We start from the raw sequence: 23217 nt of genomic DNA on the forward strand, positions 1-23217 counted from the left end.
TAATGCTCCTTTCACCCGACCATGCAGCTTAGCCCGAATCTTTATACAGAACAATAGTCCGCTAATATATGGGTATTACGAACTATTTTTGTTCTTTATCAAGAACATTTCAAGAATATCATGTCACATTTTCGATGTCAAATCTTTCTTTATCAATTCACCCAAATTATGGGAAAAGCATTCGTATAAAGCTGCGGTACCTTTTATGATACAGCATGACGTACTTGACCCATACCGGGCCTTCAGCCGTCTTAAGCCCCAATTCATGGCCTAATTCGACCTTGTTGGGAAGGATCCAGCTCCATATCGCCCGCAGGCAATGCGCCGCTTTATCATAGATTACAAATTGAGACCTGATCAAATTGATATATTGCCGCCGCTTGTTGTAATCCCGCTCGGTGACCGCATGGTAATCCCACCGCAAACCTGCTTTTGCTCTGATCGGCAGTGGTGCGATTTGTTCCAACTGCGGCAAAATGTGATAAACAACCTCCAGCGTCCAAATCATTCTTTTGAAGGTGTGATGCGAACCCGCATCCTGAAAAAGCAGCGAATAATCGAGTTCCCCGTTATCACGCAGCGCGCAGATCATCTGGATGATGTCCAGTATATATTTAAAAGAGTCCAGATTATGCTTCCATCCATGCAGACAAATCATGTAGAAAGTATGATAATCGGATAATTCCTTGATATGTCTGTACGGCCCCAGCGGCTTGGCTTGATGCCAAAACTCTCCGATCCTTAAGGAAGAAGTGCCGGCCTTCAACAAATCCCAATGAAGTTCCACGGTTAACGGAATCGGCGAATGAGGCAGCGGCTTGCTGTAGCTGGCATGAAAATGGGCAGGAATTCGTTCCTCCTCATCCGTAAAACCAAGCGATTTGACACACGCGCTCGCCTTCTCCATATCTTCGGGACGAATCAGCAGATCGATATCGGTCGTTTTTCTGGCTCCAATATGTCCGAAATACTTCTCGGCGAAAAAGACGCCTTTAAGCGGAATCGCCGCGATTCCGGCTTCCTCCAACTTGCCGACGATGCGTTCCAGCTCGCTTTTCACAAAAATATTGAGGTACAAATCTTTCGTAAACTGCTGTTCCAGACGTTCCCGAAAAAACGGAGGGGTTTGTTCAAGCCATCCTTTCCGCTTTAAAAGCCAGTATATTTGCGAACATACTTCGGATGATTCGATGTCCTCCAACGCCCGGCGGTAAAATGCCGAATCGGCAGGCAGCGGCTTCGACGGCTCGTACAATGCCTGAATCATATCCGTTATCAAACCGCGTCCGCTCCTTCCGTTTTTTGAAACTCTCTTTGATACAGCTGACGATATAATCCGTCCGTTTCCATAAGCTCCTCATGATTGCCCTGCTGCACGATTTTCCCCTTGTTCAGTACGATAATCAAATCCGCGTGGCGGATTGTGGACAGCCGATGGGCAATGACGAGCGTTGTACGGTTTTGCATAAGCCGGTCCAGCGCCTCTTTTACTTCATGTTCGGATTCGTTGTCCAGTGCGGAAGTCGCTTCATCCAGCAGGAGGATCGGAGCATCCTTCAAAATTGCCCGTGCAATGGCCAGCCGCTGTTTTTGCCCGCCTGACAACCGCAGGCCCCTCTCCCCGATCTCTGTATCGTATCCGTCCGGCAAAGCGCAGATGAAATCATGGATATTGGCAGCGGCGGCAGCTTCCCGCATTTCCGCTTCCGTAATATCCGGCCGCGCTATCGACAAGTTCTCCCGCACGGTTCCGTCAAATAAAAAGGTTTCCTGCGGAACGTATGCAAACCGGCTGCGCAGCTCCGAAGAGGAATAGCTGTCGGCGGGCCTGCCATCAATCCGGATGGCCCCCTCCTCGGGCTTGAAGAAGCCTTGAAGCAGGTTAAACAGCGTTGTTTTGCCCGCACCGCTCTGGCCGACGATAGCGACGACTTGTCCGGCGGGGATGTGCATGTCGAATCGATCGAATATGCGCATCCGGCCGTCGTAGCTGAAAGCGATATTGTTGACATCGATAGCTACAGCCGTCGGTGCATGCCGGATATAATACGGCAGCCGAGGGGATTCCGGAGCTTCCTGCATCACTCTCGAGATTCTTTCCACAGCGGATACCGACCGTTGAAATCCCGCCCATTGGGCCGCAAGCCCCGTTAGCGGGTAAATCATATGGTCGATCAGGTTGACGAACGTCAGCAGGGAGCCTACCGTCAGCACATCGCGCGAAATGAAATAAGCCCCGAAGCAAAGGCTCGCCAGAAAGATCAATGTGCTGATAGCGTCTCCTCCGGCCAAAAATTTTCCCCGCAACCTGGCATTTTGCAGCTCCAATGCGAACAATTCCCGGTTCTGGGCGGCAAATTTACCGAACAGCCATCTCTCGATGGAAAACGAACGAATCATCATGAAGCCTTGAAAAGTTTCATTCAGCAAACCGTTCATATTGCCCAGCAGTTCGTTAATCAGCCGGCTGTTCCGGCGCAGCAATAAACCGAACACGGCGCCGATCGCCAGGGCGAAGGGCGCGGCAAGAACACCCAGTACAGCAAGCTTCCAATGGATTTGCAGCAAATAAATAAACACAGCCAGATATACAACAGGAAGCTTGATCAGCTCTATAAAGCTTCTGCCGATAACTCCATCGATGCTGTGAATATCGTTCGTAAAGTGGGATATTAAATCTCCGGAACGGAGGTTGAAGTGCTTTGCTGCGGGGAGCAGCAAAATTCGTTTATACAAATCCGTTTTCAAACTGTTTTTAACGCCGTTCGTAGCGACCGTGTCCAAATAAACATTGAAGTAAGCAGTAAGTATACTAACGATCAAAAGAGCTACACCGAGCGCCACCAAGCGAAGCAGGCGTGTAATGTCGCCATGGATCGCAGCATCCGTAATCGACCCGTAAAACCAGGCGAACACCAAAGTCAAGGCGACATCGACCCCCAACAACAAAAAGAGGAGCGCATTCGGCCTCCAATACCGGAGCATATACGGCATGAGCAGGGAGAACGTTTTTCGGATATCGTCAGGAACAAAATACTGCTCTATGTAAGAGGCAAATTTCCGCTGCATTCGTTCGATCATAGGGACACTCCACTAAAGCTTCTAGTTAATGCCTTGCTTGCGGTTCAGATACATTCTTAACAACCAGGATATATGCGGAATCGAAATGACGAGCCGACCCCACACATCAAAAATGAGGCGATTCGTTTGAATCCGCCTGTTCTTCTTTTGTATATATGCCAATCTGCCTATGATCCGATCGTCGCTTACAGGCTCGTCAAAGCCCAGATTCGTATCGCCCTTGCATAAATAATGCGCTTTATTATGGTTCCATACGGTCCGGTAAAACCGATGAGCAACAAGCTGTCCGCCGGCAGTAACGAATAAAACTACGTCCCCCTTCTGCAAATCCGCCGGCCCGCATGAAACGAAGCGGCACACGTCATCTTCCCGAATAAGCGGGAACATGCTTGTACCGGAAGAAGGCAGATCAATCCATCCTTTGCGTTTCACGACGCCGTGAATCAGGTGCAGGGTTTCCGCGTCAGCTTGCCGCATGCCGAATCAAGCCGCATTCAAGCAGACTGGACAAAAATTGTTCCACGTCCATACCGGCTGCATCCGGAACACCGTTATACTTATCCTGAACGGCTTGCGTAAGCGAGCGCACCGTCTGCTCCTCGTGAAGCAGCGACCAGCAAAAACCGCCGATTTCATTCAGCTTCGTTACCGTGTAATCATGCGTATTCAGAATGATCCATTCCCCATCCATCTGAACCGTTTCATACTGATCTTTTTGAATGTAAGACGTCATCAGGTTATCAACTCCCAAAACCGGTTGTTTTTTTGAAAACGGAGCTCATAAATCGGAGCGGTATCCGCCAGCATCCGCAACAGCCCGAATACTTTATTAGTCTCGGCGGCGCTGTACTTCCAATAGAACACTTTATCGATTAACTGAAGGAACCCGTTCGACTTGCCGAGCTTCAGCCTTTCATGATGAAGGGCCTGATGCAGAACGTGAATACCGGCCAGAGTGCAGCTGTCTTCCGTATTCATGGCCTCAAGTTCGCTACGGAACGGAGAGTTGAATACGGTCAATCGATCAGCCGTAATTTTCACAATCGCCGCTTCGTCCGCGAGCAGCTTTCTGGGCAGAGACAGCTTGGCCGCCGTCGATTTGCCCGCTCCCGATTGCCCGGTAAACAGATGCGCCCTGCCCTGATCGATTACGCAGGAGGCATGGAGAAGAAGCCCCCATTGATGATGAACGATATATGCGCTATAAAAGTTCACAAGGGCATGCTTTAAAGCAAATTCATTGTGAACCGATATACGGGCGTCGCTAAAATCCGGACTGGCTTCAATCAAGTAATCCGCTCTTCGGAAAATAACACGGTTCGAACGCTGTTCAATGCTTACCTCGTAATCGAGAAAAGGAACCCCGAAACCTTCTTCCAGACGAATCGCGATCTCCGGCTTTACATCGCTTGGCTCCGCGCGGATCGCGTAATTTTTGAGAAAAAACGGCTCAAGATTTTCCGAAACATTTTCAAATCGTACTCGATGCTCTCCAATGATTGCATGTATGACTTTCATTGCTCTATCTCCATAACCTTGATTAGCCTGACCGGCGATTCAAAATAAGGTCAATGGCATTTCACCATTGACCTTACAATCGGGACAGAACTTGCTTAGCTTAGTACTTCGTTTTTTTGGACGGCCTTGGATCGTTGGGATAAATCTTTCCTCCATTGCCGGTTCCGTAGTGATTTTTATTTCCAACACCCTTATTCCAGGATTGAGCCGTTTCGAATCGGATAGGTTGATGACTTAATACTTTTGGACTCGAGTACGTTGGTTTCTCCATCCGTGAACCTCCTAACATGGCTTGATAACGATACCGCACATGCCTCTTATCGTTCATTATAAAGAACAATCGCTAAAGTGTAAAGATGCATTACTGTTTTACCGTTTTCAACAATCGCTTGGCTTCACCGAAAGGCGTATCGATAACTTCGTAGAACTTCACGGTATAATCATGATCGAATTGTTTTGCTTTAAAAGCGACGAAACGGTCCCCTTTTGTCAAACGGTCGGCACCCGTGAAGGAGAAGTTTTTGGAAACCATCACTTTCCCTTCCTTATCCGTCACTTCCACTTGCAAGTTGGAAAAATTTTGGTCGACGACCGATTTGGATGGAGGGATATCCAGATCCAAAATCAACTGATTCGAATACGACCAGTCGCTCGATACGAAATTGGCTTCGATCTTCCAGTTATTAAGCTTCACATCGAATGGATACAGGGAAATTTGCTCATCCTCGGGACTGGATTGAACCTTCGTTCTTAAGGATGCGAGCGGAATGCGATAAGGCGCGGCAGCGCCGCCATCCAAAATATTCATGACAAGCTTATCGCCTTGCTCCGTGCTTGGCACAACAAAATAGTAGTATACTACATAATTAATGTTCGGAATGAGCGACTGTATCGTTAAATTTTGGCGGGTGCCCGCGTAGTTGTATCCGCTGCCGCTTACAAGCTCCGTCAAAAATTCGGGAACAGGCACAGGGCTGTCCGTTCGGTTCTGAAGCTTGAACTTGGCAACTACGGTTTTGAATCCCTCGCTGCTGCTTTCATGCATCTGAAGCTCATCCAGCGAGACGGAGACATTGGACGGAACCAGCTTGCTCAAAGGGTCGAAACGGATCGGCAGCGTTCTTTCATAAGAAACAGCCTGACTCCACGCATTTCCGGTACCCGGAAGCTGTATGCTCAACCGCCCGATCGTATAGTCCACAGCCGTCTTCTCGTCGACTGCGAAGCTTTCCGGCGTAAGAACGTACAGGCTCTGCAGTTCCTCATATTTGTCCGCGGGAATCGCATAGTGAATATACTGCTTGTCGCCGGGTTCGAGAATAATGGCGTCTTGTTCCACTCTTTTCCCGGTGTAAACCTTTTTGCTCGATTTACCGTTGATTCTAAAGTCAGGGATTTCCCGCTTGAGATCCCCTGTATTTTCCGCGAGCAGCGTTAGCACCATTGCATTTCCTTTGTCTGTTCGCTGCTTGCTGAGGCTGACCGGTTTGTATTCCAGCGCGGCCGATAAGGTGGGGATCTTGAACGCTTCCCCCCATGTCTTCACCATTTCCGGACTCGTAACGCTTGATTGATCTCCGTGCCATTCCATTCCTGCGATCGGAATCGTAAGGTCGGTTTTTACTTTTCTCGGATACACGAACGAGTTCTCGTCAACCCATGAAAGTTCGGTTAAAGCAAACGTATCGTCCCTATCCACCACGACCATATAGGTCAATTCTGCTTTTTCTTTAGGCAAAATTTCTTTCGCATTGGCCGCGCTGGGCCGCAACGTATATTCGACGCCATCATCGGATTTGACCCTTACCACATCTTCCGGAAGCCCTGTCGCCCGATTTCCTTGATTGATAAGGTAAAATACGACGCCGATCCTCGTCCCATTTGCGGTTTTTTCGTTCAGCACGCTCTTCACTTCAACCTTTATCTTATCGGCTACATAATATTCGGCTGAATTTGCCGAAGTCGCTGCCTCGGCCGGATACGCCCCCGATAAAAGCAGCATCGAGGTCGAAATTACGGCGGCAGCCAGCTTTTTCTTCATGTATAGTTTCACGTTGTGTCACTCCATTTTCCTTTTTGCCTTACTCTACGGCCGCTCTACTTTCTCCTTGTCAACCAACGACTGTTGACCGGATGTAACGACTTCCTCGCCTTCTTTTACGCCCGACAGCACTTCCTGGTAGGGTTCGCTTATACGGCCGAGCTGTACCTTCCGTTTTTCGACGGTATCGCCATTGAGCACAAAAACGTAACTGTCGTCACCGTCTTTTACAACACTGTATGTCGGCACAGTCGTTGCAACCAGTTCATCGGCGCTGGTTAATTGAACTTGCACCTTCATTCCCGGTTTCAAATTCATATCCGGATTGGGAACTTGCAGGATAAGCTCGTAACCCTTGGTCTGCGGATCGATGATATCGGCGAAATAGCTGATTTGACCTTTTACATAGGTCTTCGTCTCGGCGCGATAATAGTTTAGCTCCTTTTTTCCGCGGACAAGCTTAGCCTCTTCTTCAGGCAGATGCGCTTTTATCAGGATCGGATCGAGCTTCTGGATTTGACCCAGCTGGACTCCCTGCTGTACGGCAAATCCCGGCTGTATCGGCTGCTCTCCGGTCAATAGGCCGCTGATCGGCGCTTTGATTTGAAGTGCCGCCGACGCTTGATCGGCTTGCGCCTGAGTAAGCTCAGCATCGCGAAGCTCCTTGTCCATCTCCGAGAGAGGGTCCTCCGCACTCAGCGTGCTTCGTTTATGTTTAAGCTCCTCTAAATCCAGCGTAACGCTCTTCCAATCTTTTTCCGCTTGCTCCAGTTGGGCTCTTGTCGTCATTCGATCGTCGTAGTCATTTCTCGCTTTATTGTATTTTTTTGTCGCTTCGTCAACCTTCTCCTCCATTTTGCGAATCGAAAAATCCATCTCGCTCTGACTGTTTGCCAAGTCTTTGGCCGCTTTCGCTTTCGCTTTAGCCATAGCATTCCGGACATTTTGCACGGCAAGCGCAGCCTTTTGGCTTTGCAGTTCGATTTCCTGCGAATGGAGGGTCAGGATGACCTCGCCTTCCTGCACGAATTCTCCGCGGTTCTTCATCACTTCCTGAATGGTCCCGGAAGCCTCGGCCAGAAGATTGAATTGAACGGAAGCCTGAACTTCGGCCGTACGTTCCAGCGGGTCGGCAATTTTTTGCTTGGACGACTTTTCCACTTTTACTTGTTTAAGCCCGGGCGTGGCTTCGCCGCCGTATGATTCGGGGTTAGCGTTCGAATTCAGGCATCCTGCAAGGAACAAGAAGCTCAGAACCACAATGCCGGCTGTTCTTATTCCTCGCAGAGCTGACCCCCGCTTCCCTCTATGTTGATTCATAATCGTTAGTCCTCTCTCTCGCTTTATCTCCAAACGGCTATGCTTCCTTGCCGCTCGTTCTGTTCATTACAATACCGAGCAAATTGGCATTCACCTGGTTAAGCTCTTCCTTTACCTTCAAACCGATTTCCCGCTTAAGCTTGCCCTGATCGACGACAAGGAGCACGCCGTCACATTTGGCCGCCATAATCTTCGCATCGGTGAGCCTGAGCACATGCGGGGCGTCAACAAGCACGATGTCAAAGCGATCCTTCATCTCGGCCAACAGCGCATTCATTCTTTCCGATGACAACAATTCCGAGGGATTCTGCGATGCGCTCCCTGACGGCAGGGCGAACAGGTTGTCGATGTCCGACGTGCGGATCGTCTCGGCCGCCGCACTTTCCCCAGCGAGGACATTTGCCAATCCTGCGCCCTGATCACTTTGAAGCGCAAGCGCCTCGCGGATTGCCGGATTTCTCAAGTTCGCATCGACCAGCAGCACTTTCTTGCCTGCCTTGGCGAATGCGACTGCCAAGTTGAGCGCCGTCGTAGTTTTGCCCTCCCCCCGGTTAGCCGAAGTTATCACAATCGTCTTAACCTCGCGTTCATTCGAGAGCGCTTCGATATTCAGGCGTAAGTTCCGGTACGTTTCGGAAATAAACGAGTCGGGATTCGACAGCATGATGATATTGGGCCTGGCGGCTGTTTGCGGCATACTAGGCATCCCCCGTTTTTTGTATAGACATGCTTCTTCCCGGCTTCGACAGCTTCGAATTCTTTTCCTTGATTTTGGGGATCATCGCAAGCGTCGGAGCTTCAAAGATAGCCCGCACATCCTTGGCCGTCCTCACGGAATCATCCAAAGTATCCAGAAAAAGAATGAGCCCGATGGCGGCAACGAACGATGCGGCAGCGGCCAATATGATGTTTCTGCTCGATTTTTGATTAACCGGTCTCGGATACTCGGCCTCTTTCGCTTTATTCAAAATCGCGATATTATCAATCTTCATAATCTTGGGCACTTCCGTCTGGAACACTTCGGTAACATAGTTGGCAATTCTTACGGCCCGCTCATGCGAGGAATCGGTAGCTACAATAGCCATTAATTGCGTGTCGTTTACGGCGGTCACGTTGATTTTCGAAATGATTTGTTCGGGGGTCATGTTCAAATCCGGGTGCCGCTGCACAACCTTCTCCATAATCGACGGAGTTTTAATAATTTCTTTATAGGTATTGATCAGCATGATGTTCACCCCAATAGCCCCGAAGTCGATCTGCTCTTTACCGATTTGATCGTCCCGGATCGTATTGTTGATAATAAGCTTGGTGGATGCTTGATACATCGGCTGATAATTGTAATTGCTGTAAAGCGCCATCCCGGTGGTGCATATAAATACGAATAAAAAAATAATCCATAAACGTTTCTTAATCATGTTGTAGTAAACCTTCAAATCTATTTCCATTGGTATCCTCCAATTTCATATTTTTCAAAATAAACATTTAAAAACAAAGGGGCCCTTACCAGATCGCACGGAACTGGAATGACCCAAAACATTTCCGCCGGCAAAGTGATGCCGGGAAGTTCATTTTGAAAAACAGGCTCGCATAAAAATAGGTCTAAATACCCATATATTTAGATGGACTATTTCCACTGTTCGTTTATTTCCGCGAATTTCAAGTTAACCGGCTTATATTTAAATGGCAGGTAGTTCCATTATGACATGAGACTATTGAACCAGTCCAGATAATATTTCTTTTTTGTGCCATAAAAAACCACCGTCTATCGTAAAAAAGCGCCGAAAGTCGAGCAGAGACGACATCCGCACTAAAATTTACTCATATGAATACCATAATTAACAATTCGGCATGTGTCGGTGCGCGGATGTGTGGTCGACCGACCGCCGTCATGCAGCGCAGCACCGCTCAAATAAATATGTATAGATTCCATGGCGAAATTTTGATATCATCGCTTTGATTGTAATTTTGTATATTTTGGGAGGTTTTGTCGAATGAATCATACGATAGCAAGAAAAAGCCAGTTGGACACGAGGGAATTGCTGCTGCTGGACTCGGAGTTGAAAAACCGCGGGAAAAACATGGTCGTCGCCTACGTACTCTGGTATTTTTTGGGCATGTTTGGAGGGCACCGTTTTTATATGGGGAAGACAGGCTCGGCGATAGCGCAGTTGATTCTTACACTTACGGTTATCGGCACGATCATTACTACAATCTGGTGGATTGTCGACGCATTCCTGCTCCACACTTGGGTTAAAGAGCACAACCAGGTCATTGAAGATCAACTGCTCGATCAATTCCTATCTCAAAAACATGTGTTTTAATTCCTATGAACATTAGCAAACATGAACTGACCACCAATGAGCTGCTCATTTTGAATTCCGCACTGCGGGACGCGGAGAAATCGCTGGCGATCGGATACTTGATGCTAATAGGCGGCCATCTCGGCGTCCACCGCTTCTATTTAAAACGCATCGGAACTGCAATTGTTCAACTTGTTTTGTTTGTCATTTCCGTGGTGAGCTATTTCCTTTTCTCTCTATTTCTCGGCTTTGAGCACACGCCGCTGTTCGTCGTCTTTTTGATTGTTTTATGTATCGCTGGAGGTACTTTATTTGTATGGGTGATTGTCGATCTGTTCCTTTTGCCGGGAATGGTTAGGGAGTGGAACGCTCGTGCGGAGCAAGAGATCGTCCATGAAATTTATAAACACCGCCAACGTCAACAGCATTTATGAGATAAACCTCTATCCAGGTCTTTTCGAAGATGTGAGGGCCTCTCGGCACTCAGAATATCGAGAAATTCGGCCCACGGGGAGATAGCGCAGCTGTTTGACGCCGCGAATGTCCCCCTGCGTTAGAGAAGATAACCATAAACCGTCCGCCTGCACAAAGAAAACCTGCAAAAATACATGAATTTGCGTCCTTGATCGCTGACCGCGAACAATTCCTGCAAAAGTGCAGGCTTTTCGCCAAACACATAGACTCATGCCCACTTTCAGCGAAAATTCCTGCACTTTTGCAGGTTTTTCACGAAAATAGGCCGCTTTCTCGGAAAAAAACTGCACTTTTGCAGGTTTTTTCATTATCACGCTGCCTTCTGCCCATTTTGTTCGGTTCCGCAACCTCACAAGGAGAGGTGCGCGCCCAGAAAAAGCGACTGGGACTCACTGTTTCCCACAGCACTAACCGCGTATCGAGACTTTTTCAACAGTCTGAACGCTTCTCAGCGCTGTAAATGTTCAAAAAGCTCAGGACACCGCACGGTATCTTGAGCTTTTTGCTTTGCATCTATCCCTTTGGGGTTACGTATAGCGGCGGAATTTGCGAAAGGATGCGCCGCACGTCCGCCTCGTCAAACACCCCGTCCCCATTTATGTCAAACTGGGACGCAATTTGCCGCACGACGTCGGACATGTTCGCGCTGCGCTCGGGATGCCTGTAGACCGTCAGCGTATAAACGGAAGAGGTCTGACGGTCTCCGGACGTGACCTTTATATGAACGACGTTCATTCCTTCCCGAAGCGGAATGGGCGAGCTCGCCTGATTGGCGGATGCAGGCTGACCGTTGATTTCGAGCGCAGCGGCGCTGCTTTCTATGACCGGAATGAGCGTGATGCCGGCTGTGTCGTGACTGACGACCGCCGTGTAGTTCATAACGCTCCCGTCAAACGGCCGGCTAAGCTCCGCTCCGAGCACGCCGAGTCCGCTCATGCGGGCCTCGCTCCAGGACACAACCGGAACCGTCAGCGGACTGGAGACGCTGCCTTCAAAAACAGGAGATCCCGTATAGGAGGCCTTGATCGTATGATTCCCCACAGACAACGAGGTTAGCGTAATCACCGCGTTTCCTTCCGCGTTCAGAAGCTCCTTCCGCACGATCTGATCGTTGTCGCTGATCTCTACAACGCCATCAGGCACATACGCGCTTCCGGCCGCCCCTTTTACATATACGGCAAGCGTCACCGAATCCATCGCAGGAGGCGCGCCCGACGTTTCGATAGTCGTCGTTGTCGGCTGCTTCTTCGAGACGTTCTGATTCAGCACGAGCGAGACGCTTTCCAAGTAGTTGGCATCCCCCGAATAAACGGCATGAATCGCATGCAGTCCCGGCTGCAGGGAAGAGGTCGTGTAAGTAGCCGCCGCAACCGTATTGGCCTGATTCGCGGATAGTGCCCCTTCGCCTATCGGCTTATCGTCATCGTAAAAAATAACTCCACCTGACGGCACCGCCCCCGCCGTCGGAACGAATTGAGCGGTGAACGTAACCGGCTGTTCGAATACCGTCGATGCCGAGCTGCTGGCTACGGTCAAGCTGCTGCCGATTTTGTTCACGTTGATATCAAGCCCGCCGGACATACCGTCCGCATGGACATTATCATTAGGCACATATACGGCCTTAAACGTATGCCGGCCGGGAGTCAGATTGGACACGATAATATCCGCGTTGCTGTTGGCCGCCTTAAGTTCGCCCCATTCGATCGTGACGCTCGCGCTGCTCTGTCCTATAAAAGTTGCCGTTTGCGCGTTAGGGTTCACGGCGATTTGGTACAAATACCGCGCTCCGGCCTTCTCCAACTGGTTGACGAATTGACCTTTGCCGTCATATTGGACAATTCCAAACGAAGTTCTGTTGTCATTGTAGCTCAGCGCCCAGAAGGTGTAGTCTCCCCATTCCAGGACCGGGCATGAGGAAGCACTATCGAGGGCATCCGGTTTAGCCAGACAAACGGCGCGAAGCCCGAGCTCGGGCGGAGTTTGCGGAGGATATCCCGTTCTGGAAGATACGGACGGACTCCCCGGGGTTAAAACCGCTTCATTAACAACCCGTTCGTTATCCAGCAAAAGAACGCTTCCCCCCGGAGCAATCGTCGATCCCGTAGAATCGGTGACGGTCACATGAAAAGAAACGGTGTCGCCGTAATTCACAGTCGCCTTATCGGCCCGCAACGAAACGGCAACAGGCTGCGTGCCGTTCGCATAACCAAGCCCCGGAAATCCCATAATGGCAAGAAACACGATCAAAAAGACCGGCAAACCCAACCTGCTTACTCTTAAAAAGGAAAGCAATAATCTGCTGCGCATATGAAATCCCTTCCTGTAGCCTTAATAGTCCGCTTTCCTTAATTATACTACAAATTCGTATAATTCCCCGGCAAAAAATACAGGTAACCGAAAACATTCATGTTCAAGTGCCCCGGTTCAACCGGTATTCAAAATTGCTTTTGCACAGCTGAAGCAGATCGTATTTCACGCCCCGTTTGGGCACCGTGATGGCAGGGGCCTTCGCCCCTCTCCGGCGCAGAAAAGCGCGCACTTTCCGGATATCGCCGATCGTGTTGACGATGATTTCGTCGGGCCGCTCCCCCGCATACCGCGCAGCGAGAAAGCGGTCGCAGACCATTCCCCCGCCGGCCGCATCAAGCTCAAACATTTGAAAGTGCCGCAGCATGCCCTCTTGAACTTTGGCTACCATGGCTCTGTTTTCCCCGAAGTAGACGACATCCTGGTCGACGGCGGCATCCCTGTCTACGATTTGCTTGTCGGGCACTTGCTCCAGATTGCGGATATGGCCGAGCATGTTCTGTGCTTTTTCAAATTCGAGCCGCTCCGCATACGCATGCATTTTGGCCGACATCGCTTCTATTAAAGCTTGTCCTTCATTAGCCAGCATGGCCGCCGCCTGGCGGGCCCGGTCCCTGTAATCCTCTTCGCCGATCCGGCCTTCGCAAACGCCGCTGCATTTGCCGATATGATAGAGCAGGCATACTTGCTTCGGCATAGTCAGACATGAGCGCAGCCCGTAATGATCCGTCACGAACTCAAGCAGCGCCTCCAGAAACCGCCTGCTGCGGAACGGCCCGAGCCGATGCCCCGGCGCCAGCTCCTGCTCTCCGTTCTGATAAGCCGGCGCTTCCGGAGCGGCGCCGCGTTGATTCCGGTAAAACACTTCGAGCCTCGGCACCCGCTCCCCTGTCAGCTGCAGATAAGCGTAGCCGCTCTTGTCTTTTTTCAGGGCCCGGTTGTACGGCGGCTTGTGAAGCTTGATCAGATTGTTTTCGAGAAGCAGGCTTTCCGTCTCGTTATTCACCAGCACGACATCGATTTGAGCGATTTCGCGTACCAATTGAACGATTTTTTTGCGCGTGTGCGTTTGTTGAAAATAGGAGCGCAGGCGGCTGCGCAAGTTTTTCGCTTTGCCGATGTAAATAATGTGCCCCGCGCCGTTCAGCATCAAATAGCAGCCCGGGCTTTCGGGATATTCGCAAGCTTTGAATTCAAAAGACACGCAGGCTCCCCCTCCCGCACAGATCTTCAGCTTATTTGCGCTGCGGGCGATACCAGTCCATAACGGCGCAGCACTGCGATTCGCGCATTCCCCGCAGATGAAAGTGAACGCCCAGCGAACGCGAAGCTACGCTAATGCCGAGCGTCGCCAAGCCTCTGCGGCGCTGCAGCGGATTGCTCACGGTCCGGCACGACTGGATTCTGCCGCGCGGCACGATGACGGTGATAAGCGCAAGCCGGCGAAACCGCAAAATCAGCAGGTCGTTCGCAAGCAGCCAGCCCGCATCCTTCAACTGTTGGCGGCCAAGCACGGCCGCGGCCAGGCAGAGCGGTGCGCCCAGCCAGCCCCATGGCGTAAACGTGACCGCCACCGCCGTCGCTATCCCGAGGAACAGCGTCCATGGCACAACGTAGCCTATCCACGCTCTGCTCGGCAAGGTTTCGACCGGCGCAGGCCGCACGTGGAACCCGGGGGCCATCTGCTCCAGGAAGCCGCCGATTTCACTGCGCCGCAGCAGCGGAAACAGCAGGCTGGTTTCCCCTTTATCGCTGCCGTATCCGGCGCTTTCGACATGTACTGCGGCAAAGCCGAACGGCTGCCACAGCAGATCCTCCACGATGCGGATAGCTTGTATGCGGGCAAGCGGCAGCGTAACCTGCCTGCGCTCCAGCAGCCCCCGCGAGATCACCAATTCGTCCCCGGAACGAACGACGGTGAAATTCGCGAATTTAACAGCCGTGATGCCGACGCCCAGCAGCCAGGCAAGCGCAACCACGATCACAATGATGACGGGCACGGCGGCCGATTCGAAGATTTTGCCCGTATTCCGGTATACATGCAGGTTCGGAAAAATTTCATCCAATTTGGACATCAGTGCAAAAATGAACGAAATCGACAAGCCCATGCTGCCCGAACTCATGCCCGCCACCAGCAAGCGGCCGAAAGAGATAGAGAAAGCGGGCCTCCGCTGCTGCGGCGTTCCTTCTTCCATGGGTTCCATCGCCCGATTCGCCGCCTGCTCTTCGGCGCCAAGCGCTTCCCCGGCTTCCGCATACGGCTCGCCCTGGTTGTGGCCGCGCAGCTGTTTTTGCAGCAGCAGCGCCTCGTCCCTCGTTACCGCTGTAAAAACCGCCTCCGGTTTGCCGCCTCCCGCCGTCTGCACCTGCATACGGGCAAGCCCGAGCAGCCGGTGCAGCGGCCCTTCGGTCAAATCGATCGTTTGAATGCGCTCCAGCGGGATGAACTGCCTTTTCACTACGAAAATGCCGTGCTCCACTTTCAGCATGCCTTCGGCAACTTCGTAGCGGTAACGCAGCCACGACAAAATGCCGCAGCCGATCGCGCCGGCGATAATCGTCGCGCTTGCCGCCATTCTCCACCCCCCTGCTCCCGAATGGCCGCCGCCGTTGAAAACAGCCGTCGCCAAAAAGATCAACAACGGGAGCAGCATATCCTTGATCAGCTTGAGCGAAGAGAGCACGGCGGCAAGCGGGTGCAGCCTCTTGCCGTTCTGAATGGGCTTAGACATCATCATTCGCCACCCTCGCCAGCACGGCAATCCGGCTGCGCACCCGATCGGCGGTTTCTTCGGCCAGAGCCGGGATGTGATGCTTGCCTGCCGCCGTCGAGAACGATACGCTCGACAGCCCGTATCGGCGCAGCAGCGGTCCCTGGTGCGTATCGACATGCTGGATGCGGACCATCGGAACAACCGTTCTTTTCACGAATACAATGCCCTGCAGCAGTTCGATTTCTTCGTCGCGGATTTCGTAGCGCCACCGTCTCCACCTGATCGCCGGAACGACCAGTACACTAACGGCTGCTTCCAATACAGCCAGAACCCATGCGAGTACCGGAATCCATAGAGGCCAGCCGAATCGATGAGCGGCGAACGCGATCCCCACCGCAACGGCTATGAAAAACAGGCTGGAAAGCGCTTCGCTCCACCGCCAAACGGCGATCGCGCGCTTGTCTATCCTGTGACTTGGTTGCGAGTGCAATATTAACAGCCCTCCTTAAGCTAACCATGAACTAGAGTTTCGAAATGTTCCCTTCCCCTAGCATAACTCATCTTCATGCAGCCCGCTATCTAATACTAAATAACGCATAAAAGGACACCCCCCTTCGGTGTCCTCGCCGGCCGCGGTTCATAGGATGTAACCTCCCACAGCCTCCAAACCCGGCAGCTCCCTGTACAGGTAAACACTCGTGCCTATCTTCGCAAACACCGGTACTTCCAGTCGATCCGGTCTTACCGTCGGCTCCAGTCTCGCCGGCAGCTCCCGCAAATGCTCGAAATCCGGGTGCGCCACCAGCTCCGACAGGAATGCCGGTATGGTGCTTCCCGATCTCCTTTTCGTGTTCAAAGCCGCTATCATTTGCTCCCCGTTTTTAATGCCTATGCCATGCCCGTAATACAGATTTCTATCGAGCAAAATGACGTTCTCCCCCTGCCACTGCGGCTTTTTGGGATCGTGATCGGGGTTTTTAAAATATTGAATATCCCCGGGCAAAGCTTCGCTGACGTGATTTTTGCCAATTAACCGCATATCGTTGTCCAGATTCCAGTCATACAAAAGTAAATCCCGGAAATGCCGGTTAAACGCATCCTTGCCGATCATATCAAGCGTAGCCTTGTACAGAACTACTGTCATTGCCGTAGCGCATTCAAATGCATAACGGCTGCCGTTTTGAAAAATGTCCAATATCCCTTCGGACGGCGAAACGCCTTCTCTCAGCCGCAATCCTCCGTTTGGCATCCGCAACCACAATTTGTCGTTACCGTGGGAATCCTTGAATGTAGCGAACGATATGCGGCTGGCGTTTAAGGCTTTGGCTGCATCCACAATCCTGCTTCTCATCTTCAACTCGAACTCCAAAGCTTCGGGAGTCTGGAACCGGTACTCTACCGGGCTGTGTTTCATGTGCTGCAGCATTTCTCTTTCCATCCCCGAAAGCATGAGTCTGTCTACTTGCGCCGGATCACCGTTTGAAATGAAGATCACGATCATTTCCTCCATTTTTCAGAGTATAGGTTATTGTACGTGTATGCGCTCAAATGGTGCGGTCCAAAAAACGTGCATAACGGGCAAAAAGCAGCCGCCACAGGAGGAAAGGAATCCTGCGACACCCGCTTTTTTCAAATCAAATCTTTGCTCCGGGGAAACGATCAATGCGCTCCGCCTTTAAGGTTAAGTATGACTACGCCGGCGATGATAAACGCGATACCCAGAACCGTTGTTGCGCTCACCGTTTCTTTCCAGATCATAACGCCAATAACCGCCGTGATGGCCGTCCCTACCCCTGACCAAATCGCATAGGCAACGCCCAATGGAATTTGCTGCAAGGAAAGCGACAGCGAGTAAAAAGCTACGCCGAAACAAATCACCGTGCCGATGCTCGGGAACAATTTCGAAAAGCCCTCCGAAGCTTTAAGCAAAGATGTGCCGAAAAGCTCGCTCACGATCGCAATGGTCAAAAACAAATAGGCTTTCAAAATCATCCCTCCCTTTCAACCATATTCGATATAGTTTGTTCAAAATGATCACCCCGTAATGGCGTGCGAAAAAGCGTTAAAAAAAGAATGCCTCTTAGCGAGACACTCTTTTCGGCAATTCCTGCGCCCCTATTCAGCGGCAAATTGATTCCTCGTCAGGCCGGCTGGCGAAAGCCTTTATTTCAAACTCTTCAATTGTGCGACGATGGTCGAATGCTGATTGTTCTCTTGCTCCAGCTCGGTCGTGTAGCTGGTTCGCAGCGTCGTCAATTGATTTTTCAAAACTTCGATACGCTGCTGGGCCGTTCCCTTGGCATTGATTTGCCCGACCAGCGTCTGAACGTCGGTGAGCTGCTTGTTCAGCTCGGCCTTGGCCGCTGTCGCCGCCTGGGAAGTATCCCCGGCCAAGGAGTTTATTCGACTGGTGAGATTCGTTTGCTGGGTAGTCGCTTCCTGCAGCGCTTTGTTATAGTCCGCTTGGCTGGCGTAAACGCCCGGATTGTCCTTGCGGATTTGGGCAATTTGATCGTCCAACTGCTTCTTGTTTTGATCGTAGCGGTCTTTGATCGCAGCCAGCGCCTTGTTGTGGCGGTCGTTTTCAACGCCTAATGCATTCGACTGCGGAGTGGTATTCGTATTCGGCAGCGTGCTGGTTCCATCCCCCATATCCACCTTGCGCACCAACACATCGTTGACATATTCGCTGACAGATAAAAGCTTGCCCTTCTTATCGTAATGATAAATGATTCCGTTCATCAGATTGTTTTTAAAATCCCCGACGACCTTCTCGCCTTTCGAAGTCGTGTACGTCCCTTTTCCTTCGCGGTTGCCGTTTACGAAATCCCCTTGGAAAACGTCGCCGTTTTTATAGGCGATTTTGCCGGTGCCGCTCGGTTTGTCGCCGTCGAAAGCCCCTGTATATTTATCGCCGTTGTCGTAATACAACGTTCCGCTGCTCCGCGCGTCGTCCACGAAAGTGCCGTCGAAAATCAGCTTGCCCCCGGAGGAGTACTGCTTCCCCGCCCCGTTGTTCACGCCGTTTTTCAAAATCCCGTCAAATTCGAGCTTACCGTCGGCGTAGTAGCTTTTATAACGCCCGTCGCTCGGATTCCCGCTCGCTACCGTTCCGTCGAACACCGGCTTGCCGCTTGCGTTCACGATTTTCCCCTTGCCTTCCGGGACGCCGTTCTGCATTTGGCCTGTATATTTGTTCCCGTTAGGGTACACATAGTCCCCTTTGTCCGGTTTCGTACTTCCTGTGGTGCTGCCGCCTGACTGCGCTCCTCCTGCACTGCCGCCTGTCTGCGTGCCCCCTCCGGTAGTCCCTCCCGAATTGGCGGGCTGCTGGCCGGTGGCCGGACTTTTCAAGTAGATCGATGAGGTGTTCCCATCCCACGTCACTTCTTTGCCGCTTGCCTCGCCGACGAGCCGGAGCGGCACCAGCGTATTGCCGTCCACCAGGCGCGGCGCAAGCTCAAGCTTGTTCGGGCGATTGTTGATATAAGCGTCATCGCTGTCAATCGTCAGTTCGATTTGCAAGTCGTCCTTCGTGCCCGTTACGGTTTGCGTAGCCTCGTCCCACTGGACGGAAAGCCCCAGCTTTTCGAAAATAGGCCGGAACTGGACCAAAGTCGTCCCGTTCTCAAGAATCGGCTGCACCGCAAATTGTACAGGTTTGCCATCTATGTAGACACGTATCTGCTTGTCAGCCGCAGCTGCAAAGTCCGGTACTGCAAGAGCCGTCCACAATAAACAGGCGGGCAGTAAGGTATACCATTTTTTCATGCGCGTTCCTCCTCAGGCTTCCTCTTCACCACTATTTTACAATATTCTACATAAACTGTCGAAACTTAAAACTTTACAAACCGACTTTCCGCCTTAAAAGGGTAAAAAGCAAACCCGTGTAACGGGGCACTGGAACTGGCATTGCGTGCTAAAAGCCTGCAAAAGTGCATCTTTTGGTCCGTCGATACGCTTGCAACGAAATATTCCTGCAAATCTGCAGGTTTTTCAGCGAATGCGCAGGGCTCAGGCCGTCTTGACCGGGAATTCCTGCACAATTGCAGGCTTTTCCCCTAAACGGGCCGTTTCCATCCGAAAAGCCTGCACATTCGCAGGCTTTGCAGGTTTCGCACGCTTTGCAAGCGCCAGGCCGCTTAACGAACTGCCGCGCGCAAGCACGTAAAAAGAGCGCCGAATCGGCGCCCTCGCGTGAAGCAATATAGGGACGCGGACGTTCCCTATTCATTTTTGTCGCCCAAAAGCCCCAGCAGCGCCTGCGGCAAAGCAAACTGCTGATTGTTAATGATAATTCGATTCAGTTGGTCTACGGATATTTCCGATTGCTCTTCCTTGATCATTTCGATCTCTTTATGGATGCGTTCCATTTGCCGGTCCAGGGCGGACGCGGCGGACGCGGCTTGTTTCAGTTCCTCAAGCAGCCGTTCCGGTACGGCTCGGTTGTCTTCGTTATATTTGTAATAAATTTTGTGCTCCAGGCTTGCCCAGAAATCCATCGCGATAGTACGAATCTGCACCTCGATGCACACGCTCTCCTGCCGATCCGACATGTACACCGGCACTTCGATCAAAAGATGCAGACTTTGGTAACCGTTTTGCTTCGGATACTTGATGTAGTCCTTTTCTTCAATTACTTTCAAATCGCTCTGATTTTTCAACATTTCGCTGATCAAATAAATATCCGAAATGAAAGAGCAGGTTATGCGCAATCCGGCGATATCTTTAATCTTGTCCTTCATGCTGGCAAACGAAATGTCGCAGGCTTTTCTGTACATCTTGTTCAAAATGCTTTCGGGCGATTTCAAGCGCGATTTGGTATGCTCGATAGGGTTATATTCGTGAAGCATCTCAAATTCCTGTACCAGAATATCAATTCTTGTTTCCATTTCGTCCAATGCGAATTTATACATCATCATGAATCGGGTTAACTCGTTTTTAAATTGTTTCAATTGATGGATGGAAAGTTGGTTCATCATCGATTCGTTCCTTCCTTTATTTATCCGCTCCTCGTTAGTTTAATGCACTTGTGCGGCATTGTGCAAACTTGACGTCCGTAAACAGCGTGCAGCTTTCTTGCTTGACACCCGCCAAGCCTTCTTGTATAGTATCACATATATCTTCAAAAATTGATCGCTTACGACGGAAGCACCCGTAAGAGAAGGCTGAATGCCTTTCTTACAGGTGCTTTTTTTGTTGCGGTCCGCTTCTCATTCTAACGATTCAAGGGAGGATTTACGTTGAACATCACTGGCAAATTTTTCGCAGTTCTACTCGCCGCTCTTTTGTTTGTTTCCGCCTTTCCGGCGGCCGCGGCAGCCGCTTCGCTCGATATCACCGCCTCCATCCGGACATCGCTCGACCAAACGATCACGAATGCGGACCGCACGCAGGCAGCCAAGATCAAATCCCTGTACGACGAACTGCTGACGCTGCAGAAACAGACCGGGGAATGGGATGAAAAAACCAGTGCGCTGCATACAGCGAACGGGGAAGCTTTGGCCGCGCTGCAGAAACAAATCAAGCAAATCGACGCCGCCAAACTTGAAAAACTGGAAGCCGACGCCGTTCAAACGCGAGAACGATACAAACCGTTATTAGACCAGTACAGCTCATTAAATAAACAGCTTGATGCAGCGCGTTTGATTAATAACAAGGACCTCGTCGGCATGGTTCGTTTTCAGATCAACGTTTTGAAAATCCCGGTTCAGGTGGCGCGCGCCAACATAAAAACAAAAGAAGAAGCATGGCGAACGGCCAAAGAGACCGCCTCCAAGACTGCGAAAAAAATTCGCGCCACCCTGTCGGATGCGGACCCTGTCAATGTGCAGCTCAAAGCCAAGAAAAAAGCGATCAATACGATCGAAACGAACGTAACTCCAGTATGGACAGCGTTCAAAAAAGCGGCAAAAAAAGGAGACGCCGGCAGTGTGCTTGGCACGCTCACATCCGTAGTCTCCCTTTCACGCCAAATCTGTGAAGAACAGCAAAAAGTTTATAAGCTTGAAACCAAGATCAGCGATATTCTTTCCGCCGCGAAGGCACAAATACCATAGAATAACGACGATCACCGATTAATATCCGGCTTCCCCGGACGGAATCGCTTATTGAGCCGTTATCGGCTTTTTCAGGAAAATTCCGTAGCTGATCGCCGAAACTACAAGCAAGACCGCGCCGACGAGAAATACGTATTCAAATGAACCTGTCGCCTGAACGATCGCGCCCGTAACAATCGGCGCAAGCGATGCGCCCACAAATCCGCCGAAGTTTTGGATGGAGCCAAGCGAAGCTACCATGTTTTTCGGCGCTACGTCCGTTGCCAGCGTCCAAATAACGCCTGTCGGCACGGAGGAAGCGAAGTAAGCTACCGCCAGCAAAGTTACGCAAGCGCCAATGCTCGAAACATAAGGGATCGGAATAACCGCAGCCGCTGCCACAATCGCACCGCAAACGAGAGGAATTTTGCGCGCCTTGATCGGTTGATAGCCTTTACGGATAAAGTAATCGGAAATAATGCCGCCCAGCGGTACGCCGATAATGCCCACCATGAAAGGGATTGAAGCGATCCATCCGGTTTTCAAAATACTTAAGCCGCGATCGTGCACCAGGTAACCCGGCAGCCAGGTTAAAAACGTCCACATCGTATATACGAGACCGAAGTTGCCGATAATCATGAACCAGGTTGATTTGTATTTAAACAGATCGCCCCAGCTTATTTTTGCCGCAGCTTGTTGTTCGGCCGGTTGTTCATCCTCTTGAATGACTTCTCCATTCTTCGGATCTCTATACGTGAACAGCCATATAGCCATAACAACCAAACCGGCAGCGCCAATGATGATGAACATGATTTTCCAGGAAAAAGACAGCATTAACGCGGTCAGCAGCGGGGGCGCTATACCGTTGGCAATCTGCGAACCGGTGTTGATCACGGCGAGCGGCGTCCCGCGGTCTTTTTTGGAAAACCAGTTGTTAATCGCTTTTACAGCCGAAGGAAAGAAGGGCGATTCGGAAATGCCCAGCAATACGCGAAGCGTATAAAATATAGAGTAGCTGCTCGTGAAGGCGCTCAATACCGAGACGACGGACCACGAGCCGCTTGCCCAGGCAAACATTTTCCGCGGCCCCACCCGGTCGACGAGCCAGCCTGCCGGAAGATTGGCCAAGGCATACGGCCACAAAAATGCAGACAGCAATACGCCCATTTGCAGCGGAGACAAGTTGAACTCTTTGGAAATAAGCGGATTGGCAACGCTTAAATTGGAACGGTCCAAATAGTTGACGATTGCCCCAATCAAAATCAGAATGACAAAAAACCAACGTTTTTTGCTTACAGCCGGAGCTGGTTGTAATGCTGCTTTAGCCATGACGACTAAACACTCCCTTGTTAAAATAATATTTGTCTATTTGAACGCGCTTGCATGTATCGGCTAAAAGCGCCGACTGCCTGCGCCTATAAAAA

General features: G+C 50.9%; 23 protein-coding genes. 3 read left to right on the plus strand and 20 right to left on the minus strand.

The window, feature by feature from the left end; genetic code table 11:
• Positions 1-166: 166 nt before the first annotated feature.
• The 10 genes from AC0LWT_RS18190 to AC0LWT_RS18235 form a co-directional block, all read right to left on the minus strand.
• Complete coding sequence (locus AC0LWT_RS18190; protein WP_474682679.1) at positions 167-1279, minus strand: nucleotidyltransferase family protein; 1113 nt, start codon at positions 1277-1279, stop codon at positions 167-169.
• Positions 1276-3081, minus strand: a complete 1806-nt coding sequence (locus AC0LWT_RS18195) for an ABC transporter ATP-binding protein (protein ID WP_474682680.1) — start codon at positions 3079-3081, stop codon at positions 1276-1278. Before AC0LWT_RS18195 ends, AC0LWT_RS18190 begins: the two co-directional genes overlap by 4 nt.
• A 21-nt stretch (positions 3082-3102) precedes the next feature.
• Positions 3103-3558: a S24/S26 family peptidase gene (locus tag AC0LWT_RS18200; RefSeq protein ID WP_474682681.1), complete on the minus strand. Its 456-nt coding sequence runs from the start codon at positions 3556-3558 to the stop codon at positions 3103-3105.
• Complete coding sequence (locus tag AC0LWT_RS18205) at positions 3545-3814, minus strand: PqqD family protein (RefSeq protein ID WP_474682682.1); 270 nt, start codon at positions 3812-3814, stop codon at positions 3545-3547. Before AC0LWT_RS18205 ends, AC0LWT_RS18200 begins: the two co-directional genes overlap by 14 nt.
• Complete coding sequence (locus tag AC0LWT_RS18210; RefSeq protein WP_474682683.1) at positions 3814-4599, minus strand: hypothetical protein; 786 nt, start codon at positions 4597-4599, stop codon at positions 3814-3816. The genes AC0LWT_RS18205 and AC0LWT_RS18210 overlap by 1 nt, the downstream gene beginning before the upstream one ends.
• Positions 4600-4699: 100 nt before the next feature.
• Complete coding sequence (locus tag AC0LWT_RS18215) at positions 4700-4870, minus strand: hypothetical protein (protein WP_474682684.1); 171 nt, start codon at positions 4868-4870, stop codon at positions 4700-4702.
• 90 nt (positions 4871-4960) lie between these two features.
• Positions 4961-6652 (minus strand): hypothetical protein, encoded by a 1692-nt coding sequence (locus AC0LWT_RS18220; RefSeq protein WP_474682685.1) that lies wholly within the window; start codon positions 6650-6652, stop codon positions 4961-4963.
• 33 nt (positions 6653-6685) lie between these two features.
• Positions 6686-7960, minus strand: coding sequence for an efflux RND transporter periplasmic adaptor subunit (locus tag AC0LWT_RS18225; RefSeq protein WP_474682686.1), 1275 nt, complete (start codon positions 7958-7960; stop codon positions 6686-6688).
• 37 nt (positions 7961-7997) lie between these two features.
• A complete protein-coding gene (locus tag AC0LWT_RS18230; RefSeq protein ID WP_474682687.1) occupies positions 7998-8657 on the minus strand; it encodes a CpsD/CapB family tyrosine-protein kinase in 660 nt (219 codons plus the stop codon).
• A 1-nt stretch (position 8658) separates the two neighbouring features.
• Positions 8659-9405, minus strand: a complete 747-nt coding sequence (locus tag AC0LWT_RS18235) for a YveK family protein (protein ID WP_474682688.1) — start codon at positions 9403-9405, stop codon at positions 8659-8661.
• A 546-nt stretch (positions 9406-9951) separates the two neighbouring features.
• Here AC0LWT_RS18235 and AC0LWT_RS18240 point away from each other — a divergent pair.
• Together AC0LWT_RS18240 and AC0LWT_RS18245 are read left to right on the plus strand one after the other, a co-directional pair.
• Positions 9952-10281 (plus strand): TM2 domain-containing protein, encoded by a 330-nt coding sequence (locus tag AC0LWT_RS18240; RefSeq protein ID WP_474682689.1) that lies wholly within the window; start codon positions 9952-9954, stop codon positions 10279-10281.
• A 5-nt stretch (positions 10282-10286) separates the two neighbouring features.
• Positions 10287-10694 (plus strand): NINE protein, encoded by a 408-nt coding sequence (locus tag AC0LWT_RS18245; protein ID WP_474682690.1) that lies wholly within the window; start codon positions 10287-10289, stop codon positions 10692-10694.
• Positions 10695-10703: 9 nt separating this feature from the next.
• Here the strand turns inward: AC0LWT_RS18245 and AC0LWT_RS18250 are convergent, their stop codons facing one another.
• The 9 genes from AC0LWT_RS18250 to AC0LWT_RS18290 form a co-directional block, all read right to left on the minus strand.
• Positions 10704-11042 carry a hypothetical protein gene (locus tag AC0LWT_RS18250; RefSeq protein ID WP_474682691.1) on the minus strand — a complete coding sequence of 113 codons (339 nt, stop codon included), beginning with the start codon at positions 11040-11042 and terminating at the stop codon, positions 10704-10706.
• Between the two features lie 205 nt (positions 11043-11247).
• Positions 11248-13041, minus strand: a complete 1794-nt coding sequence (locus AC0LWT_RS18255; protein WP_474682692.1) for an Ig-like domain repeat protein — start codon at positions 13039-13041, stop codon at positions 11248-11250.
• Between the two features lie 103 nt (positions 13042-13144).
• Positions 13145-14245 carry a GIY-YIG nuclease family protein gene (locus AC0LWT_RS18260; protein ID WP_474682693.1) on the minus strand — a complete coding sequence of 367 codons (1101 nt, stop codon included), beginning with the start codon at positions 14243-14245 and terminating at the stop codon, positions 13145-13147.
• Positions 14246-14276: 31 nt separating this feature from the next.
• The gene (locus AC0LWT_RS18265; protein WP_474682694.1) at positions 14277-15779 is read right to left on the minus strand and encodes a PH domain-containing protein; all 1503 of its coding nucleotides are present in this window, start codon (positions 15777-15779) and stop codon (positions 14277-14279) included.
• Positions 15766-16245, minus strand: coding sequence for a PH domain-containing protein (locus AC0LWT_RS18270; RefSeq protein WP_474682695.1), 480 nt, complete (start codon positions 16243-16245; stop codon positions 15766-15768). The genes AC0LWT_RS18265 and AC0LWT_RS18270 overlap by 14 nt, the downstream gene beginning before the upstream one ends.
• Before the next feature lie 147 nt (positions 16246-16392).
• Positions 16393-17250: a protein-glutamine gamma-glutamyltransferase gene (locus tag AC0LWT_RS18275; RefSeq protein ID WP_474682696.1), complete on the minus strand. Its 858-nt coding sequence runs from the start codon at positions 17248-17250 to the stop codon at positions 16393-16395.
• A gap of 164 nt (positions 17251-17414) precedes the next feature.
• Positions 17415-17741: a DMT family transporter gene (locus AC0LWT_RS18280; RefSeq protein ID WP_474682697.1), complete on the minus strand. Its 327-nt coding sequence runs from the start codon at positions 17739-17741 to the stop codon at positions 17415-17417.
• 177 nt (positions 17742-17918) lie between these two features.
• Entirely contained in the window at positions 17919-19526 is a 1608-nt protein-coding gene (locus AC0LWT_RS18285) for a stalk domain-containing protein (protein ID WP_474682698.1), read from the minus strand.
• A gap of 455 nt (positions 19527-19981) precedes the next feature.
• The gene (locus AC0LWT_RS18290; RefSeq protein WP_474682811.1) at positions 19982-20734 is read right to left on the minus strand and encodes a GTP pyrophosphokinase; all 753 of its coding nucleotides are present in this window, start codon (positions 20732-20734) and stop codon (positions 19982-19984) included.
• A gap of 264 nt (positions 20735-20998) precedes the next feature.
• On the opposite strand from AC0LWT_RS18290, the gene AC0LWT_RS18295 reads away from it, so the two are divergent.
• Positions 20999-21814: a hypothetical protein gene (locus tag AC0LWT_RS18295; protein ID WP_474682699.1), complete on the plus strand. Its 816-nt coding sequence runs from the start codon at positions 20999-21001 to the stop codon at positions 21812-21814.
• 48 nt (positions 21815-21862) lie between these two features.
• Here AC0LWT_RS18295 and AC0LWT_RS18300 read toward each other — a convergent pair whose 3' ends face one another.
• The gene (locus tag AC0LWT_RS18300) at positions 21863-23122 is read right to left on the minus strand and encodes an MFS transporter (RefSeq protein WP_474682700.1); all 1260 of its coding nucleotides are present in this window, start codon (positions 23120-23122) and stop codon (positions 21863-21865) included.
• Positions 23123-23217 lie beyond the last annotated feature (95 nt).

Source organism: Paenibacillus sp. sgz302164, from assembly GCF_056120505.1.

Bases quoted from the DNA above. Each gene is read 5' to 3' on its own strand.
- AC0LWT_RS18195 (WP_474682680.1), bottom strand. From the start codon at position 3,081: ATGATCGAACGAATGCAGCGGAAATTTGCCTCTTACATAGAGCAGTAT.
- AC0LWT_RS18200 (WP_474682681.1), bottom strand. From the start codon at position 3,558: ATGCGGCAAGCTGACGCGGAAACCCTGCACCTGATTCACGGCGTCGTG.
- AC0LWT_RS18205 (WP_474682682.1), bottom strand. From the start codon at position 3,814: ATGACGTCTTACATTCAAAAAGATCAGTATGAAACGGTTCAGATGGAT.
- AC0LWT_RS18210 (WP_474682683.1), bottom strand. From the start codon at position 4,599: ATGAAAGTCATACATGCAATCATTGGAGAGCATCGAGTACGATTTGAA.
- AC0LWT_RS18215 (WP_474682684.1), bottom strand. From the start codon at position 4,870: ATGGAGAAACCAACGTACTCGAGTCCAAAAGTATTAAGTCATCAACCT.
- AC0LWT_RS18225 (WP_474682686.1), bottom strand. From the start codon at position 7,960: ATGAATCAACATAGAGGGAAGCGGGGGTCAGCTCTGCGAGGAATAAGA.
- AC0LWT_RS18230 (WP_474682687.1), bottom strand. From the start codon at position 8,657: ATGCCGCAAACAGCCGCCAGGCCCAATATCATCATGCTGTCGAATCCC.
- AC0LWT_RS18235 (WP_474682688.1), bottom strand. From the start codon at position 9,405: ATGGAAATAGATTTGAAGGTTTACTACAACATGATTAAGAAACGTTTA.
- AC0LWT_RS18240 (WP_474682689.1), top strand. From the start codon at position 9,952: ATGAATCATACGATAGCAAGAAAAAGCCAGTTGGACACGAGGGAATTG.
- AC0LWT_RS18245 (WP_474682690.1), top strand. From the start codon at position 10,287: ATGAACATTAGCAAACATGAACTGACCACCAATGAGCTGCTCATTTTG.
- AC0LWT_RS18250 (WP_474682691.1), bottom strand. From the start codon at position 11,042: ATGAAAAAACCTGCAAAAGTGCAGTTTTTTTCCGAGAAAGCGGCCTAT.
- AC0LWT_RS18255 (WP_474682692.1), bottom strand. From the start codon at position 13,041: ATGCGCAGCAGATTATTGCTTTCCTTTTTAAGAGTAAGCAGGTTGGGT.
- AC0LWT_RS18265 (WP_474682694.1), bottom strand. From the start codon at position 15,779: ATGATGATGTCTAAGCCCATTCAGAACGGCAAGAGGCTGCACCCGCTT.
- AC0LWT_RS18285 (WP_474682698.1), bottom strand. From the start codon at position 19,526: ATGAAAAAATGGTATACCTTACTGCCCGCCTGTTTATTGTGGACGGCT.
- AC0LWT_RS18290 (WP_474682811.1), bottom strand. From the start codon at position 20,734: ATGAACCAACTTTCCATCCATCAATTGAAACAATTTAAAAACGAGTTA.
- AC0LWT_RS18300 (WP_474682700.1), bottom strand. From the start codon at position 23,122: ATGGCTAAAGCAGCATTACAACCAGCTCCGGCTGTAAGCAAAAAACGT.